Origin of the sequence: Halomonas sp. E19, from assembly GCF_052439355.1 — a bacterium.
Taxonomy (GTDB): Bacteria; Pseudomonadota; Gammaproteobacteria; order Pseudomonadales; family Halomonadaceae; genus Halomonas.
Genome location: NZ_JBNFWU010000001.1, coordinates 3222186 through 3239148 on the forward strand (window position 1 = coordinate 3222186; position 16963 = coordinate 3239148).

Here is a 16963-nt window from a genome sequence, read left to right on the forward strand (position 1 = left end):
GTCCGCCGCTTCGCAGCACGCAACGCGCCCGTAGCTCAGCTGGATAGAGTACTGCCCTCCGAAGGCAGGGGTCGCAGGTTCAAATCCTGCCGGGCGCGCCAGAATCCATAGTAAAAACGGTCACTTAGCGAATCATCGCGGTGGCCGTTTTGCGTTGTGCTCAACGCCAGGCTCGCCACTGGCAGCCTGCGTCGGCAGCTCGCCGCCTGCAGTGCCGGTACGCCAACACGGATCAGCGACCGTATGCCGCCGGGGGTGGTCTACACTACCTTCCATCACCCGGGCAGCGGGGCCAACGTGATCACCACCGCTAGCTCCGACTGGGCGACCAACTGCCCGGAATACAAGGTGCCCGCCGTGCAGGTCGAGAAGGTCAGCCAGCCGTCTGCCTGGCAGCGCCAGTTCCAGACCTTCGATCGGCTTCAGCTCGAGCTGCTGCGCGGTGGGAACAAGGACGATGCGGCCAAGCCGCCCACAGCGGAGCGTGCCAATGAGTGACGACCACAGCCGCTGCCGAGCCCCCGTGGAGGTATGCCGGGGCGGCAGCGCCGAGCGACTGGAAGACAGCATCGCCGTGGAGACGCCGGTGGCGCTGGTCTACAACGGCATCTCCCACGCCGTGATGATGGCCTCCCCGGCCGACCTCGACGACTTCGCGCTCGGCTTCAGCCTCACCGAACAGATCCTGCACACCCCAGATGAACTCTACGGCATCGAGGTGCGCCAGGAGGATTGCGGCATTGCCGTTCATCTGGAGATCGCCACCCAGCGCTTCATGGCGCTCAAGCAGCGTCGTCGCAGCCTGGCCGGGCGCACCGGCTGCGGGCTGTGCGGCACTGAGTCGCTGGAGCAGGCGATCCGGCCCATCGCACCGGTGTCAGCGCCGCTGGTCTCCGATGCCGCCATCCAGTACGCCCTGGAGGCCTTGCGCTGGCATCAGCCTTTGCAGCGCGAAACCGGCGCCACCCATGGGGCCGCCTGGTGCAATCTGACCGGCCAGGTGCAGCTGGCGCGCGAGGACGTAGGCCGCCACAACGCTCTGGACAAGCTGATCGGTGCCATGCAGAAACGGCGCCTGGATGCCGAGAGCGGTTTCGCCCTGGTTTCCAGCCGGGCCAGCTACGAAATGGTGCAGAAATGCGCTAATGCGGGCATCGGCGGCCTGGTGGCGGTTTCAGCCCCCACCTCGCTGGCCATCGACCAGGCGCGTCAGGCCGGCCTGCTGCTGGTCGGTTTCGCCCGTTCGGGGCGCCACGTCATCTATCATCAGCCGGTCGCCGAGATCGCCCCGGTCGTCCAAGCCAGCGGAGTTTGATGTCAGCATGAGCCGCAGCCAGCTCCTGCCCCGTGCGCTGCCGGCCTAGACGTCGGCGGAATACAGGCCGGCGTTTCCTTGGCGCAAGATGCGCCGGCCTCTCTTTCGGCCTCGCTTCCCTATGCTATATTCGCTCAGCCTTGGCGGGAGTGCGGGCCACTCGGACGCCCGCCAGGCAGGCAAACAATGATCGACCTGGTCAGGTCGACACGACAAACGCGCGGGCAGGGCTGAATGAACAGGGCACTCTTCCGGGCCGCCGTCCTGATGGCGGGCCTCTTTACCTTCGGGCCGACGGTACAGGCCAACATTCCTTATTCCTCGCACCACCTCGAGGGCATGCTGGGCGACACCCCGACCCTGTGGCAGGCGCTGGACGCCATCGCCATGCCCGAAGGGCTGACGCCAGACGAGGTCTGGCTCAGCATCGACCTGCGCAATCGCCTGGTGCGGGTGTTCCGCGGCGAGCATGTCATTAAGCGTATCGATCACCTGGCCTACGGTGCCGGCGGGGCGGCGCCGCTGCGCGCCAAGGGCAGCTCGATGACGCCGATCGGCGAGTTTCGCGTCGATCGCATCAACCGGTCCTCGCGCTTTGCGCTGTTCTTCGGCTTCGACTATCCCAATGCCCAGGTCGCCGAGGAGGCGCTGCGCAGCGGCAAGATCACCCTGCAGGAGTACTGGTACATCGAGGAGTACCGGCGACGCCATGGCCGGGCGCCGCACACCACGGCGCTGGGCGGGCTGATCGGTATCCATGGCCTGGGCCGGGGCGACCCGGAGGTGCATGAGCTGTTCGACTGGACCGAAGGCTGCGTGGCGGTAAACAACGAGCAGATTCGCGCGCTGGACCCCTGGCTGCGCATCGGCACGCGGGTGGTGATCAAGGGCTGACGAACACGGGCGGGGGCGCTGGCGGAAGAGCGTGGGAGTCGAACCCACCAGGGACCGCTGGCAGCCCCTGCCAGATTTGAAGTCTGGCCGCCCCACCGGGGGTCGATCCTCTTCCTTGAGCGGTGTCGTGTGACAGCCTCCGTGGGCCGTTGCCCTACTGCCACATCTCGGCATTGCGTACCACGCGCTCGTCGCCGATGCGGCGCGTGAAGCCTACCTTATCAAAGAATTCGAGCAGGTGTATGGCCAGCTTGCGGCCGGTGCCGATGCGGTCGCGGAAGTCGGCCGCGCGAATGCGGCCATGCTCGCGCTCCAGCGCCTGCACGATGGCGGCCATCTCGGCGACCGTCGCCGCGAGATAGAAGTGGTCGCGGCGTACCTGGTAGAGCCGGCCGAGGCGGGCGCAGGCGTTGAGCGCCTCGCGGATGCGGCCTTCGTCGAGGCTTTCGCTCGCCGCCAGGTCGCGCACCCGCGGCGGCTGGAAGGGCGCGGCGGCGATGCGCGGCGCGAGTCGCTGCCACAGCGTCTCGTCGTCCTCACCGAGCACGGCGCGGTGGCCGGGGCGGGCGACGAAGGGGCCCTGGGGCTCAAGCTTGCCGCAGGCTACCAGCCGTTCGATCAGCTGCCGGCCCGTTGCCTCGGGCAGCCAGGGGACGGCCTGGCGCGTCAGCCGGCCACGTTCGGTGCCGAGCAGCGAAGGGTCGCGCACGTGGTTGGTGGCTACGGCGTCGAGCAGCCGGGCCTCGAGCGTCGCGATGGCCTCGGCCGAGAAGGCGCGGGCATGCTCCTGTGCCGTCAGAGTTTCGCCGCCCAGCGCGGCCACGGCGTCGACCAGCCCCGACAGCGCGACGTTGGCGTTGTGCGCCAGGGCATGCAGGTCGACGCCGGCAGGCGGCTGGGCCTGGCTCGGCGCCGGCTCCTGTGCCTTGCCTGATCCGTCTTGCGCTCCCTCGCCCGCGTACGGTTCGGCGTCTTGCCCACGCGTTTTCCCAAGCCCCAGCCCTTCGCGCAGCGCCGGTGCCAGGTCGAGCGGCGTGCTGTCGGCGCAGCGGGCCAGGGCGGCGAGCCAGGCCAGCCGTTCGGGACGGCGCTGGCCGCGGCGCGGCGGGTCGCCCTCCAGCACCATGGCTCCGCCCAGGGTGATGCCTGCGGCAGGATCGCGAATCACGCAGCGGTCGCCCAGGCAGGCGTGTACCGGTTCTTCCAGCACCAGTTGGCCCAGCATGCTCTCGCCGGGGGCGAGGTGCTGGCCTTCCAGCAACGAGAGGCGTCCGCTATAGCGGCCCACGCCCAGGTGCACCTGCACCGGCGTCCAGTGCTTCACGCCGGGGGCCGAGTCGAGCAGTCGTAGCGCCACGTCCAGGCGTCGCAGTGGCGGTGCGTCGAGCGCCTCGGCAACCAGCCAGTCGCCGCGTCGAATGAGATCGCGGTCGATGTCGGCGCCGGTCAGGTTGAGCGCCACGCGGTCGCCCTGGTGCGCCCGGTCGCTCTCGCGGTGCTGGCGGCGCAGGCCGCGCACCCTGGCCTTATGGCCGCCGAGGGCCAGGCGTAGCGTGTCGCCCACGCCTACACGGCCGGCCAGCGCGGTACCGGTCACCACCACGCCGGCGCCGCGCTTGGTGAAGACCCGGTCGGCGACGAAGCGGAAATGGCCGCGCACGGCGGTATCGCGTTGCATCGCGGCCATCGCCCATAGCCGTTCGCGCAGGGCATCCACCCCTTCGCCGCTTGTGCTCGACACCTCGTGGAGCGATGCCTCGGCCAGCGGCGTGTCGGCCAGCAGGGCGGCGATCTCCTCGCGTACCTGGCGGCGGCGCGCGGCGTCGACCCGGTCGACCTTGGTCAGTGCCACCAGGCCGCGGTCGAGTCCCAGCAGCGAGAGGATCTGCAGGTGTTCGACGGTCTGCGGCATCACGCCGTCGTCGGCAGCCACCACCAGCAGCACCGTATCGACCCCGGCGCTGCCTGCCACCATGTGATGCAGGAAGCGCACGTGACCGGGCACGTCGACGAAGCCGAGCTCGACGCCCTCGGCCACCTCGGGATAGGCGAAGCCGGGCTCGATGGTCAGGCCGCGGGCCTTCTCTTCCTTCAGCCGGTCGGTATCGATACCGGTGAGCTGCCGGATCAGGGCGGTCTTGCCGTGGTCGACGTGGCCGGCGGTGCCGACGATCACGCTTGGCCTCCCGGCGGGGCCGCGCCATAGAGGCGGGGCAGCTGCTCCAACTGACCGAGGAAGGCGGCGATTTCCGCCTCGCCGGCCAGGCAGCGCAGGTCGAGTAGCAGGGTGCCGTCGTTGAGGCGCCCGATGACCGGGCGCGGCAGCCGGCGCAGGGCGGCTTCCAGGCGCTGCAGCTGCCGCTCGCGCTGGCGTCGCTGGTCGGCGCGGGGGCGCCATGTCAGGGCCCGGCTGGGCAGTCGGTCCACCGGCAGCGAGCCGCTGCCCAGCTGGCTGGCGCAGGGGGCGAGCGTGACGTCGAAGTCGGCCAGCAGCTCACGTACGCGTGGCAGCAGGCGCTCGCCCAGGGCGGCGATCTCCGCCTCGCCGCGAGTCAGCAGCGCCAGGGTGGGAATGTCGCGCTCGGGGGCGTCGCTGTCGCGGTAGAGCCGCAGGGTGGCCTCCAGCGCCGCCAGGGTGAGCTTGTCCAGGCGCAGCGCGCGCTTGAGCGGATGGCGCTTGATGGTGGCGATGGCCGTGCGGCGCCCGACGATGATGCCCGCCTGGGGGCCACCGAGCAGCTTGTCGCCGCTGAAGGTGACCACGTCGGCCCCGGCGGCGATGGCGTCACCCGGCTGCGCCTCGTAGGGCAGGCCCAGGGCGCTGAAGTCGGCCAGCGCGCCGCTGCCCAGGTCGACCAGGAAGGGCAGGCCGTGGGCGTGGGCGATCTCGGCCAGCGTGGCTTCCGGCACGCTTTGCGTGAAGCCGGTGATGGCGTAGTTGGAGGTGTGCGCCTTGACGATCAGCCCGGTGTGCTCGCCGATGGCGGACTCGAAGTCGTGCGCATGGGTGCGGTTGGTGGCGCCCACTTCGCGCAGGTGGCAGCCCGCGGCCTGCATGATGTCGGGCATGCGGAAGGCGCCGCCGATCTCGATCAGCTCGCCGCGCGAGATTAGCGCCTCGCGGCCGGCACCCAGCGCACCCAGCGCCAGCAGCACGGCGCCAGCGTTATTGTTGACCACCGTGGCGGCCTCGGCGCCGGTCAGCTCGCACAGCAGCCCTTCGACCAGGCGGTCGCGGTCGCCGCGCCCGCCATCCTCCAGGTCGTACTCCAGCGCCATGGGGTGGCGGGCCGCCTCGGCCATGGCGGCGATGGCGGCCTCGGCCAGCGGCGAGCGCCCCAGGTTGGTGTGGATCACGGTGCCGCTGAGGTTGAACACCGCGCGGCAGGCCGGGCGGGCCAGCTCGGCGAGCCGCTCGACGGCGGCAGCGGCCAGGGTGTCGTGCGGGTTGGCGGAGGGTTCGCTGGGTTGGGAGGCGAGCTCCGAGGCCAGCCCGGCGGAAAGCCGCCGGCGGGCTTCGTCGAGTACCTGGCGCACGGCGCGCCGGGTCAGGCGGTGGCCGTGGTGCAGGCGGGCCGCGTCCACGGCGGGATGCGCCAGCAAGGCATCCACCGCGGGCAGTTGGCGTCGAACGTCCATTGTCGTGCTCATGTCCATGTCGGGGTCAGCCACTCTACTTGCGGGGAGGCGTCGCTGCTTCCCGCGCTCTCTCGTGGTTGGGCTCCCTATGGCATAGCACGTCGGGGCGGTCAGCGTCCAACCGCCGGCTCAGCCCTCGACGATCAGCAGCGGATTGTAGCCGCTGCGCCGGTAGCGCTCTTCCTCGCCGAGCAGCAGGTCCAGCGCCAGGCTGGCCAGGTCGTCGGCCAGCGGCTCGGCGTCGGCATCCAGCGCACGGGAAAAGAGCTTGAGGTAGCCGCCGCAGTCGCCGCAGGCTTCGGCCTGGGCTACGCCGGGGTCGCCGACCGCGGCGGCGTCGGCTTCCGGCGCCAGGCTCAGGTAGTCGAGCTTGCCGCTCTGTTCGCACAGGGTGCACAGCGAGCGCTCGAAGTACCACTGGGTCGCGCACAGGCCGCACTGCAGATAGCGTACCCCGCTGCTCTGGGGGTCGCTCTCGACCAGGCTGGCCACCGGCGGCGAACCGCAGCAGGGGCACAGTGCGCGCAGCTCGCCTTGAGGGCGCTTGGGCGCGTGGGGCAGCGTGGGCACCAGGCGCAGCCAGGCCACCTGCAGGGCGGCGGCGACCAGCGGCATCAGGCCGCGCATGTCGGGCTCGCCGGCCTCGCCGGCCACGACCTGGCCGGCCAGCCGGCGCAGCGCCTGCGGCGGAGCCGGTGCAGGGCGGCAATCAGCGGGCGCTGGGCCTCGCCGACATGCAGCTCAAGCGCCGCAAGCAGGGCCTCGAGCTCGCCGGGCAGGTCGATGTCGTCCAGCAGGGCCTGGGCGTTGAGCGGCGGCATGCCATGGGCAAGCGCCAGGTCGAAGGCGCCCGGGGCGGGCTGCCAGCTCGGCATCCCGCGTTCCAGCGCCACCTGCTGGGCAGCGGACAGCCGGGCCATGAAGGCAAGGAACTCGCCCAGCGGCGGATAACGCTCGGCCAGCGTTTCCAGGCGCCGGGCGCGGCGGGCGAAGTGGTCGCCGGTGGGCAGCCGCACTTCTGCCGGGTTCATGATCCCGGTGGGGGCGTTACCGTAAGCGTGGTTCACGGCGTCTCCTGTCCGCTGCTGTCGTGGCGCCGACTGATCGCGCGATGCTTGCGCTCCTTCTCCATCTCGTGCTCGTACCACAGCTTGTGGTGGTGGCGGGCCCAGGCCTTGCTCACCCGGCCGCGTACCATGGCCTGGAACGAACCCTTGACCCAGATGCCCGAGTAGATGTGGATGATCAGCGTGAGGATGGCAAGAAAGGCGAGGTAGGCATGCGCCAGCGAGGCCAGCCGGCGCAGCGTGATCGGCATCGCCTCGCCGACCAGCGGCTGCCAGATCATCAGCCCGGTGATCAGCAGCAGGGTGATGCAGCCCAGCATCAGCCAGTACACCAGCTTCTGGCCGGCGTTGTTCTTGCCCACCGGCGGCAGCTTCTCGTCGCGGTTGGCCAGCACGTCGTTGATCTGCTTGAGCCACTGGATGTCGTGGCGGCGGATCAGGCTCTCCTTGAAGAAGCGCACGGCCATCATCACGAACATCAGCGCCATGAATAGGCCGATCCAGGGGTGCAGGATGCGGGTCATGGTCGGCCCGCCGAACAGCCCGGTCAGCGACCAGAAGAAGGGGTGGAAGAACGGCAGCCCGCTGAGCACCAGCAGCACGAAGCTGATGGCCACCAGCCAGTGGTTGAGCCGTTCGCCCAGGCTGTAGCGGCGCAGGTGGGGGTCGGACTTGGCCAGGCTCATGGGCGCTTCTCCTGTTCCTCGCGCTCCTCGCGCTCCTCGCGCTCCTCGCGCTCCCTGTCGCGGGCCTCGTCGTCGCGCACTGCCTGCTCGTCCTCCTCGCCGTGCTCCTTGGGCCCGGCGGTAACGTAGTGGAAGAAGCCGGTCAGCGCGGCAAGGCCGATCGCCGCCGAGGCCAGCGGCTTGCCCAGCCCCTTCCAGGCGTCCACCATCGGGCTGATGCGCGGGTCCTCGGGCAGGTCGTTGTAGATCTGCGGCTTGTCGGCGTGCTGCAGCACGTAGATCACGTGGGTGCCGTCGACCCCTCGGGGTTGTAGACCCCGGCATTGTCGTAGCCGCGGCTGCGGAGGAAGTCGGTGCGGGTCTCGGCCAGGTCGAGCATGTCGTCGCGGGTGCCGAACATGATCGAGCCGGTGGGGCACGACTTGACGCAGGCCGGCTCCAGGCCGTGGAACACCCGATCGGAGCACAGCGTGCACTTGTAGGACTTGCCGTCCACCTCGGAGATGCGCGGCACGTCGAACGGGCAGCCGGTGACGCAGTAGCCGCAGCCGATACAGTGCTCGGAGTTGAAGTCGACGATGCCGTTGGCGTACTGCACGATGGCGCCCGGCGCCGGGCACGCCTCGAGGCAGCCGGGTTCGGCGCAGTGCATGCAGTTGTCCTTGCGGATCAGCCACTCCAGGTTGCCCTGCTCGTTCTCGTACTCGTTGAAGCGCATCACCTGCCAGGTGTTGGGGGTGAGGTCGAGCGGGTTGTCGTAGATCCCCACGTTCTCGCCCACCTCGTCGCGCAGGTCGTTCCACTCGGCGCAGGCGACCTGGCATGCCTTGCAGCCGATGCAGCGCGACACGTCGATCAGCTTGGTCACCCGGTCGACCCCACCGGTGCGCTCCTGGGGCGAGGGCACCGGGGTCGCCGAGCGGGCGATGATGTTCTGCAGGTTGATCTGTTCGCCTCTCATGTCTGGCCTCCTTTCCCTACAGCTTGTCGACGCGCACCAGGAACGACTTGTACTCCGGCGTCTGGGTGTTGGCGTCGCCGACCGACGGCGTCAGGGTATTGGTCAGGTGGGCCTTGCGCGTCTCGCCGAGAAAGCCCCAGTGCAGCGGGATGCCTACCTGGTGCACGGTCTTGCCGGCCACCTGCAGCGGGCGGATGCGTTTGGTCACCACCGCCACGGCGTCGATGTGGCCGCGCTTGGAGCTGACCCGCACGCGGTCGCCCTTGGCAATGCCGAGTTCCTCGGCCAGCGCCTCGCCGATCTCGACGAACTTCTCCGGCTGGGCGATGGCATTCAGACGGTTGTGCATCGTCCAGTAGTGGAAGTGCTCGGTCAGTCGGTAGCTGGTGGCGGCATGCGGAAACTCCTCGAAGGTGCCTAGGTTGGCGCGGTCCTGGGCAAAGATCCGCGCGGCCGGGTTGTGCTTGGCCAGCGGGCTGTCCGGGTGCAGCGGGTTGCTGGCGATCGGCGTCTCGAACGGCTCGTAGTGCTCGGGGAAGGGGCCTTCCTTCATGCGGTCGCGGGCGAACAGCTGGCCGCGGCCGGTCTGGTTCATGATGAACGGGCCCTGGGTCATGCCGGGGGCCGACTCCTCGGGGAAGTCGGGCACGTCGTTGCCGACCCAGCGCTGGCCGTCCCACCACACCACGGCCTTGTTGGCCGCCCAGGGGTGCCGTCGGGCCGCGCGCTGGCGCGGTTGTAGAGGATGCGGCGGTTGGCTGGCCACGACCAGGCCCAGCCCAGCGTCTGGCCGGTGCCGTAGGGGTCGGAGTTGTCGCGTCGCACCATCTGGTTGCCGGCCTCGGTCCAGCAGCCGGCGAAGATCCAGCAGCCGCAGGCGGTGGAGCCGTCGGCGCGCAGCATGCCGAAGTCCTCGAGCTGCTGGCCGGCGCGGATCACCAGGTTGCGCTCTTCGTCGACGACGTCCTCCAGCGCCCAGCCGTTGTACTCGCGGGCCAGCTCCGCGGGGCTCGGCTCCTCGGGCCGCCGGTAGGGCCAGTGCAGGTTGAGGATGGGATCGGGGAAGGCGCCGCCCTCCTCCTGGTAGAGCCGCTGCAGGCGCAGGAAGATGCCGGCCAGGATCGCCGTGTCGGGCTTGGCCTCGCCCGGCGGCGGAGCGGCCTGCCAGAACCACTGCAGCCAGCGCGAGCTGTTGACGATGGTGCCGTCCTCCTCGGCGAAGCTGGTGGTGGGCAGGCGGAACACCTCGGTGTCGATGGCGGCGGTATCGACGTCGTGGTATTCGCCGTGGTTCATCCAGAACTCCGCCGTCTCGGTGCGCAGCGGGTCGATCACCACCAGGTACCTGAGCCGTGACAATGCCTCGGTGACCTTGGCCTTGTGCGGGAAGGCCGCCAGCGGGTTGAAGCCCTGGCACAGGTAGCCGGTCATTTCGCCGTGATGCATGCGCTCGAAGGTGTGCAGGATGTCGTAGAGGTCCTCGCCCATCTTCGGCAGCCAGTCGTAGCACCAGTTATTGGCTTCGGTGGCGGCGTCGCCGTACCACGCCTTCATCAGGCTGACGTGGAAGCGCTCGTAGTGACGCCAGTAGGAGACCTCTCCGGGCACCAGCGGCGGGCGGGCGCGGTCGCGGATGTACGCCTCGTAGTCCTGCTCGTCGTCGTCGGGCAGGGTCAGGTAGCCCGGCAGCTGGTCGGAGAGTAGTCCCAGGTCGGTCAGCCCCTGGATGTTGGAGTGCCCGCGCAGGGCGTTGACGCCGCCGCCGCGCATGCCCATGTTGCCCAGCAGCAGCTGGACGATGGCCGCGGTGCGGATGATCTGCGCGCCGATCGAGTGCTGGGTCCAGCCCAGCGCGTAGAGGAAGGTCATGGTCTTGTCGGGGGCGGCCGTCTCGGCGGCCATGTTCCAGACGTGCTGGATCTTCTCGCGCGGCGTGCCGCACACCGACGAGACCACGTCGAGGGTGTAGCGGCTGTAGTGCTGGCGCATCAGCTGGAACACGCAGCGCGGGTGCATCAGCGTCTCGTCACGCAGCGCGTGCCCTCGTCGTCGTATTCGTACTGCCAGGTCTCCGTCTCGTACTCGCCGTTGTCGGCGTCGTAGCCGGTGAACAGGCCGTCCTCGAAGCCAAACTCCTCGCGCACGATCAGGCTGGCATCGGTGTAGGCGAGCACGTAGTCACGCTGGAAGCGACCGCTCTCGATCAGGTAGTGGATCAGCCCGCCGAGAAAGGCGATATCGGTGCCCGTGCGGATCTCGGCGAAGTAGTCTGCCACCGCCGCCGTGCGGGTGAAGCGCGGGTCGACCACCACCAGCCGGGCGTCGTTGTGCTCGCGTGCCTCCATCACCCAGCGGAAGCCCACGGGATGCGCCTCGGCGGGGTTGCCGCCCATACCGATGATCAGGTCGGCATTGCGAATGTCGACCCAGTGGTTGGTCATGGCACCGCGACCGAATGTTGGGGCAAGACCTGCCACCGTCGGTCCGTGTCAGACGCGCGCCTGGTTGTCGAACGCCACCATGCCGAGGCTGCGGGCGATCTTGTGGGTGCAGTAGGCCGTTTCGTTGGTCGAGGCCGAAGCCGCCAGCATGCCGGTCGTCGTCCAGTGGTTGACGGTGTTGCCCTCGGCGTCCTGGGTGACGAAGTTGGCGTCGCGGTCGTCCTTCATGTGCCGGGCGATGCGGGTGAAGGCCTCGTCCCAGCTGATCCGCTTCCACTCGCTGGCGCCGGCCTCGCGCACCTGCGGGTAGCGCAGCCGGGAGTCGCTGCGGATGTAGTCGAGCAGCCCGGCGCCCTTGGGGCACAGCGAGCCGCGGCTCACCGGATGGTCCGGGTCGCCCTCGACGTGATAGACGTCGTCGATGTTGTTGATCGCCTGGTCGCCCCGGCTGTAGATCAGCACCCCGCAGCCCACCGAGCAGTAGGTGCAGTTGCTGCGGGTGATCTTGGCGCCGGTGAGCTTGAAGTGGCGGATCGAGGCAACGGCGGGCTCCGGGGCGAAGCCCATCATGGCCAGGCTGGATGTGGCCATCCCCGCCGCCCCGAGCTTGAAGAATTGTCTGCGTGTCACCCTGAGGGTCGCGAGGCCTCCTGCCAGGTTCCGGTACCCATTGGTGTTGTCATGGTCTGCCTTTAAGCGTAGCGACTTCTGCCCGCCTGCCTGCCGCCGCTTTGTTTCCATCGGTAACGCAGCAGGACGGTGGCTGCTCAGGGCGACTGGTCGGTGCTGGCCTGCGGCTCGCCATCCTCGCGCCGTCCGCTGTCGTCGGCGCCGATCGGCGCATCGGGGAGGGTCTCGGGGTCGCCTTCGTCGGCGCGCTCGGGAGTTTCGACCTCGTAGGCGGGCCCGGCGTGGGCGCCTGCCGCCGGGGTCTGGAACAGTTCGTCGGCCTGAGTCTGGCCGCTGCCGCTGCCCTGGTCCTGCTCGTCCATGTCGGCGCCGGTGATGCCGCTGGTGGTGCCGGCCCGGCCGGTGGTGACATCCGGCGCCTCGGTGATCTCCGCCGGGTCCATGCCGGCAGCGCTCTCGTCGGGAACGGCGGGGGTGGCGCTCGGGCCCTGGTCTTGGGCCTGGGCCGCCCAGGCCAGGCTCAGCGAAAGGGCGATCAGAACGCGGGGGAATCTGCCTGCCATGGCGGCCTCCTTGCATGCGGTGTCGGGTGTCTCTACAGGCTAGCCCCTGGCGAGCGAAGCCGACAGCGAGGCGCCACGGCTTGCCGGTCGACTGGCAGGGAGCCCGGCGGCCTTTCTACACTTGCCCCAGGCGCCTCGAGAGGCGAGGTGCTGCGCCCGTTTGCGTTCGGCCACGTCAAGGGAGTGACTTTTTGCGCAGTCTACCGGCAACCCTTCCCATCCTTTTCGTCTGTGAAATCAGCTTCCTGCTCGGCCACGGCCTGATCATGACCCTGCTCGGCGTGCGCATGTCGATCGAGGGCTTCCCCTCGCATATGGCGGGCCTGCTGATGTCAAGCTTCTCGCTCGGCTTCGTGCTGGGCAGCTACCTGCTGGAGAAACGCATTCGCGGCGTGGGGCATATCCGCGTATTCGCCGCCTGCGCCGGGATCCTTGCCGTCACCGCCATGCTCCACGGCCTGTGGGTCAACCCCTGGGCCTGGCTGGCCTGGCGCCTGCTCGGCGGGGTGGCCACGGCGGGTATGCTGATGGTGATGGAGTCGTGGGTCTCGGGCGAGTCGACCAACGAGAATCGCGGCCGGGTGCTGGCGATCTACATGATCATCTCGACCCTGTCGCTGGCCGGCGGGCAGTGGATGCTCAACCTGGCCGATCCGGCCGGCCCGGCGCTGTTCTCCATCGTTGGCATGCTGTTTGCCCTGGCGCTGGTGCCGCTGTCGATCGTGCGCATCCACGGCCCGCGCCAGACCCACGACATCCAGCCGCAGAAGATCCGTCTGAAGACCCTGTTCGAGCGCGCCCCGGTAGGGCTGGTGGGGGCTTTTACCGCCGGCCTGATGGTGCAGTCCTTCTTCGCCATGACGCCTTTCTATGGCCAGGAGATCGGACTGACCACCGGTGAGACGGCGCGCTTCATGGCCATCACCACCATGGTGGCGCTGTTCGCCCAGTGGGGGCTGGGGCGGCTCTCCGACTATATCGACCGGCGCAAGGTGATCCTCGGCATGGCCGTGGTGATGACCATTTCAGGCGCCCTGGTGTCGATGCTGGTGCACATCGATTTCTGGCTGCTGGTGGTGGTGGCCTGTTTCCATACCGCCATGCTGCACACCCTCTACGCCTTGAGCCTGGCGCATACCAACGACTGGCTGGCGCCGGGCGAGATCGTTGCGGCCAACGCCAAGCTGATGATCTGGTACGGCATCGGCTCGATCATCGGGCCGTTCTCGGCGTCGCTGGTGATGCAGGCGATCGGCCCCGATGGGCTGTGGCTGTTCCTCGGCGCGGCCTCGCTGGCGCTGGCGCTGTTCGTGGCGCTGCGCCTGCGTCGACGTGCCGGCGAGCCGATCGAGGCGGTCGAGCAGGAGCCCTTCGTGGCGGTGCCTACGCTTGAAACGCCGCACTTTACCGAGCTCGACCCGCGCCTGGAGCCGACCCAGCTGGAGTTTCATTTCGACGAAGCGCCGTCGTCGGCACAGCCGGGGGCTGCCTGAGGACGGTGAATGGGCCATGATGAGGCAAGCCTGATAGGGAGACGCCGATGCGATACCTGCCCACCTTGCCCCGCACGCTGCTGCTACTGGCCAGCCTTGCCGCGGCCCTGCCGGCAGCGGCCGATACGTGCCCGGCACCCGGCCAGTGGTACCAGCCCGGCGGCGAGCGCCTCGACTCGGCGGCGCTGTTCACCGAGCTGGCCCGGCGCGACGTGGTGCTGCTCGGCGAGCAGCACGACCGCATGGATCACCACCGCTGGCAGCTCCACGTGCTGGCCGGGCTGCATGCGCGCAACCCGGACATGGCGATTGGCCTGGAGATGCTGCCCTGTGAGGCGCAGCCGGCGCTGGATGCCTGGGTGGCCGGTGAGCTCGATGAAGCGGCCTTCCTCCAGGCCAGTCAGTGGGCCACCGCCTGGGGCTTCGACCCGCAGCTCTACCTGCCGATCCTGCACTTCGCGCGTCTGCACCGGGTGCCGCTTAAGGCCATCAATGTCACCCCCGAGCTGCGCGGCCGGCTGGCCGTCGAGGGTTGGGAGGGCGTACCGGAAGGCGAGCGCTTCGGCATCACTGCACCGGCGGAGGCGCTGCCCGCCTACCGCGAGCGCCTGGCCGTGGTGCACGCCCAGCACCCCTCGCGCGGGGACGAGGAGGAGAGCCTCGAGCGCTTCGTCGCTGCCCAGCTGGTGTGGGACCGTGCCATGGCCGCCGGGCTGGCCGAGGCGTTGGGCGAGGCCGGGCTGGTGGTGGGGCTGATCGGGCAGGGCCATCTGCAGTTCGAGCATGGTGTGCCGCACCAGCTGGCGGACCTGGGCGTGAGCGAGTCCGCTACCCTGCTGCCCTGGACGGTGAACGGCGAGGGCTGCGCGCCGCCTCCGGCGGGCCTGGCGCGGGCCGTGTTCGCCCTGGTCGAAGAGAGCCCGGACCAGGCGCTGCCGCCGATGCAGCTGGGGGTGTATGTCATCCCTCACGACCAGGGGTCGAGATCCACGGCGTACTGGCGGGCTCGGTGGCCGAGCGCGCTGGCCTGATGGCGGGCGACGTGGTCCTGCTGGCGGCCGGCGAGGCGCTGGCCAGACCCGCCGACCTCACCGCCCTGGTGCGGCGCCAGCCGGCCGGCACCCTGCTGCCGCTGCTGGTCAGGCGTGACGGCGGCGAGCGGGAAATCCTCGCGCGCTTCCCGGCACGCAGCGAGAGCCCTTGAGATGGCCGGGCGCGCGTGGCGCTGCCTCCGCCTGGCCGGGCTGCTCGTCCTGCTGGCGCTGCCGGGGCTGGCGGCGCAGGCCGATCCATCGCTGCCCAAGGTCGAGCTGGCGCTCTACCTCGACCCCGCCAAAGGTCGGCTCGAAGGTCGCATGACCATTACCCCACCGCCGAGCTCGCGCCACTTCTCGCTGCTGCCCGGCCTCGAGCTGCTGGGCGCGCGCTCCGGGAACCAGGCGCTGCCGGTGCGCGCCGCCGGCGATGGGCGCCATCGCCTGATCCGGGCGGCCGCGGGTGAGTCGCTGACCCTGCACTGGCAGGGGCGCCTTGACCGGGAGAGCGGCATGGTCTCCCCGCAGGGTAGCTTGCTGCCGGCCCACGGCGGCTGGTATCCGCGCTTCGACGAGCTGGGCCCCTTCTCGCTGGGACTGCAGATCCTGGTTCCGCCGGGTCAGCGGGCGGTGGGAACCGGCTCGCTGGTCGGCGAGCCCCAGGCCGAAGCGACAGGCTATACGGTGCGCCACGTGCATCCGCGCACCGAATGGATCGAAGTGGCGACGGGACCCTGGCAGGAGCGCCGGCGTGAGGTGGACGGGGTGCAGCTGCGCACGCTGTTTCCCGACGCGCTCGATGAGCGCCACGCCGAGACCTACCTCGACCACGCCGCCGACTACCTGCCGCGCTTCGCCCGGCGGGTCGGTCCCTATCCCTTCGACAGCTTCACCATCGCCGCCTCGCCGGCCCCGGTGGGGCTGGCGTTTCCCGGCTTCACCCTGCTCGGCGAGCAGGTCATACCGCTGCCGTTCATCCCGCGCACCTCGCTGGCCCACGAACTGATGCACGCCTGGTGGGGCGCCGGGGTGCTGGTCGACTACTCGGGTCGCCAGCGTGACGCTGGCCAGAGCGGGGCCGGCGGCAACTGGTCCGAGGCGCTGACCACCTACCTGGCCGACTACGCCCTCGACGAGGCCCGCGGCGAAGCGCGCGACACCCGACAGCGCTGGCTGAACGACCTCGCCGCGCTGCCCGACGGCTTCGACCGGCGTCCGATCGACTTTCGCGCCCAGCGCGACCCGGCGCTGCGGCTGCTCGGCTACCAGCACGGTGCCATGCTGCTGCACATGCTGCGTCAGCGCATTGGCGACGACGCCTTCGATGCCGGGCTGCGCCGCTTCGCCGAGGCCTACATGCACCATCCGGCCGGCTGGGAGGACCTTGCCGCGGCGCTCGGCGAGGCTGCCGAGACGCCGCTCGAGGAGATCGTCGCGGCCTGGACCCAGCGCCCCGGGCGACCGGTACTGGCCGTCCAGGCTGAGCGGCGGGCAACCGATGCTGGCTGGCGGCTGTCCGGCACGCTGCGTCAGTCCGGCGGTGCGGCGCCCTGGCCGCTGCTGGTGCCGCTGGTGGTCACCACCGCGGGCGGCGAGCACCGCGAGAGGCTGGCCTTCGAGGGCGAGGCGGCCACCTTCGAGCTGGTGCTGGACGATGAGCCCCTGGCACTGGACGTGGACCCCGACTTCGATGTGCTGCGCGCGCTGTCGCCTGCGCCGGCCATCCTGCGCCGGGCAGCGCTCGACCCTGCGAGCCGTCTGCTGGCGCTGGAGCCCTCGCTGGCGCCGCTGGCCGAACAGGCCTTCGCCCGCCCGCTGGCGAGCCACGGCGACGCCCACGTTGAAGCGTCGTCGCCGTTGGTGGTGATCGGCGAGACTCGCGCGGTCGGCGAGTGGCTCACGGCGCAAGGGCTGGGCGATGCCGCCGAGGCGCTTGCAGCGGCGGGTCGGGCGCGGGCCTTGGCCCTGCGCGATGGCACGCTGGTGGCGCTGAGCGGTGACGAGCATGACGCCCTTGCGCAGCTGGCCGGCGGCCTGCGTCACCACCTGGGCGCCAGCCAGGTGGTGCTGACCGCCGAGGCGGGGCTGGAGAGCAGCACCCGGCCGCCGGAGGAGCCGACGCTGCGGGTCGATTTCACCCGCTGAGCGGGTGGGCGCTGCGGCGGCGATGCGCTATCGTACCCGGAGCGCCGGCGTGGCCGGCAGCGCAACATTCGCCCTGCGAGGCAGGGGCAGCGATT

The 16963-nt window shown here is 70.0% G+C and carries 14 protein-coding genes, 2 tRNA genes and 2 pseudogenes; 8 read left to right on the forward strand and 10 right to left on the reverse strand.

All coding sequences use genetic code 11. The annotated features are described in order from the left end of the window. The first annotated feature begins 24 nt into the window (after positions 1-24). From ACUDAL_RS16825 to ACUDAL_RS16840, 4 genes and pseudogenes are all read left to right on the forward strand, one after another. Positions 25-101, forward strand: a tRNA-Arg gene (locus tag ACUDAL_RS16825). Between the two features lie 127 nt (positions 102-228). Next, positions 229-498, forward strand: a pseudogene (locus ACUDAL_RS16830) (molybdopterin dinucleotide binding domain-containing protein); the annotation flags it as partial. Continuing rightward, entirely contained in the window at positions 491-1315 is an 825-nt protein-coding gene (gene fdhD, locus ACUDAL_RS16835; protein WP_444678935.1) for a formate dehydrogenase accessory sulfurtransferase FdhD, read from the forward strand. The pseudogene ACUDAL_RS16830 and the gene fdhD, both read left to right, overlap by 8 nt. A gap of 267 nt (positions 1316-1582) precedes the next feature. Next, positions 1583-2209, forward strand: coding sequence for a L,D-transpeptidase family protein (locus ACUDAL_RS16840; protein ID WP_444678936.1), 627 nt, complete (start codon positions 1583-1585; stop codon positions 2207-2209). Between the two features lie 19 nt (positions 2210-2228). On the opposite strand, the gene ACUDAL_RS16845 is transcribed toward ACUDAL_RS16840, so the two are convergent. The 10 genes and pseudogenes from ACUDAL_RS16845 to ACUDAL_RS16890 all read right to left on the reverse strand — a co-directional run bounded on the left by ACUDAL_RS16845 (position 2229) and on the right by ACUDAL_RS16890 (position 12196). Next, positions 2229-2324: transfer RNA gene (locus ACUDAL_RS16845), tRNA-Sec, on the reverse strand. Between the two features lie 39 nt (positions 2325-2363). Next, on the reverse strand, positions 2364-4385 hold the full coding sequence (selB, locus tag ACUDAL_RS16850; protein WP_444678937.1) for a selenocysteine-specific translation elongation factor: 2022 nt from the start codon (positions 4383-4385) through the stop codon (positions 2364-2366). Continuing rightward, complete coding sequence (selA, locus tag ACUDAL_RS16855; protein WP_444678938.1) at positions 4382-5860, reverse strand: L-seryl-tRNA(Sec) selenium transferase; 1479 nt, start codon at positions 5858-5860, stop codon at positions 4382-4384. Before selA ends, selB begins: the two co-directional genes overlap by 4 nt. 117 nt (positions 5861-5977) lie before the next feature. Further along, a complete protein-coding gene (locus ACUDAL_RS16860; protein WP_444678939.1) occupies positions 5978-6502 on the reverse strand; it encodes a hypothetical protein in 525 nt (174 codons plus the stop codon). Continuing rightward, positions 6463-6915 (reverse strand): formate dehydrogenase accessory protein FdhE domain-containing protein, encoded by a 453-nt coding sequence (gene fdhE, locus ACUDAL_RS16865; protein ID WP_444678940.1) that lies wholly within the window; start codon positions 6913-6915, stop codon positions 6463-6465. The genes ACUDAL_RS16860 and fdhE overlap by 40 nt, the downstream gene beginning before the upstream one ends. Next, on the reverse strand, positions 6912-7601 hold the full coding sequence (locus ACUDAL_RS16870; RefSeq protein WP_444678941.1) for a formate dehydrogenase subunit gamma: 690 nt from the start codon (positions 7599-7601) through the stop codon (positions 6912-6914). Before ACUDAL_RS16870 ends, fdhE begins: the two co-directional genes overlap by 4 nt. Further along, positions 7598-7885, reverse strand: coding sequence for a formate dehydrogenase N subunit beta transmembrane domain-containing protein (locus ACUDAL_RS16875; RefSeq protein WP_444678942.1), 288 nt, complete (start codon positions 7883-7885; stop codon positions 7598-7600). The genes ACUDAL_RS16870 and ACUDAL_RS16875 overlap by 4 nt, the downstream gene beginning before the upstream one ends. Beyond that, positions 7882-8508 carry a 4Fe-4S dicluster domain-containing protein gene (locus ACUDAL_RS16880; protein WP_444679420.1) on the reverse strand — a complete coding sequence of 209 codons (627 nt, stop codon included), beginning with the start codon at positions 8506-8508 and terminating at the stop codon, positions 7882-7884. Before ACUDAL_RS16880 ends, ACUDAL_RS16875 begins: the two co-directional genes overlap by 4 nt. Before the next feature lie 70 nt (positions 8509-8578). After that, positions 8579-11594: pseudogene (gene fdnG / locus ACUDAL_RS16885) on the reverse strand (formate dehydrogenase-N subunit alpha). 176 nt (positions 11595-11770) lie between these two features. Continuing rightward, a complete protein-coding gene (locus ACUDAL_RS16890; protein WP_444678943.1) occupies positions 11771-12196 on the reverse strand; it encodes a hypothetical protein in 426 nt (141 codons plus the stop codon). Positions 12197-12387: 191 nt separating this feature from the next. Here ACUDAL_RS16890 and ACUDAL_RS16895 point away from each other — a divergent pair, with 191 nt between their 5' ends. Genes ACUDAL_RS16895 through ACUDAL_RS16910 form a run of 4 tightly spaced genes read left to right on the forward strand, consistent with a single transcriptional unit; the run spans position 12388 to position 16868 of the window. Next, positions 12388-13689: an MFS transporter gene (locus ACUDAL_RS16895; RefSeq protein ID WP_444678944.1), complete on the forward strand. Its 1302-nt coding sequence runs from the start codon at positions 12388-12390 to the stop codon at positions 13687-13689. Between the two features lie 47 nt (positions 13690-13736). Continuing rightward, positions 13737-14720 (forward strand): ChaN family lipoprotein, encoded by a 984-nt coding sequence (locus ACUDAL_RS16900; protein WP_444678945.1) that lies wholly within the window; start codon positions 13737-13739, stop codon positions 14718-14720. Beyond that, the gene (locus tag ACUDAL_RS16905) at positions 14699-14893 is read left to right on the forward strand and encodes a hypothetical protein (protein WP_444678946.1); all 195 of its coding nucleotides are present in this window, start codon (positions 14699-14701) and stop codon (positions 14891-14893) included. Before ACUDAL_RS16900 ends, ACUDAL_RS16905 begins: the two co-directional genes overlap by 22 nt. Before the next feature lies 1 nt (position 14894). After that, the gene (locus ACUDAL_RS16910) at positions 14895-16868 is read left to right on the forward strand and encodes a M1 family metallopeptidase (RefSeq protein WP_444678947.1); all 1974 of its coding nucleotides are present in this window, start codon (positions 14895-14897) and stop codon (positions 16866-16868) included. The last annotated feature ends 95 nt before the right edge of the window (positions 16869-16963 follow it).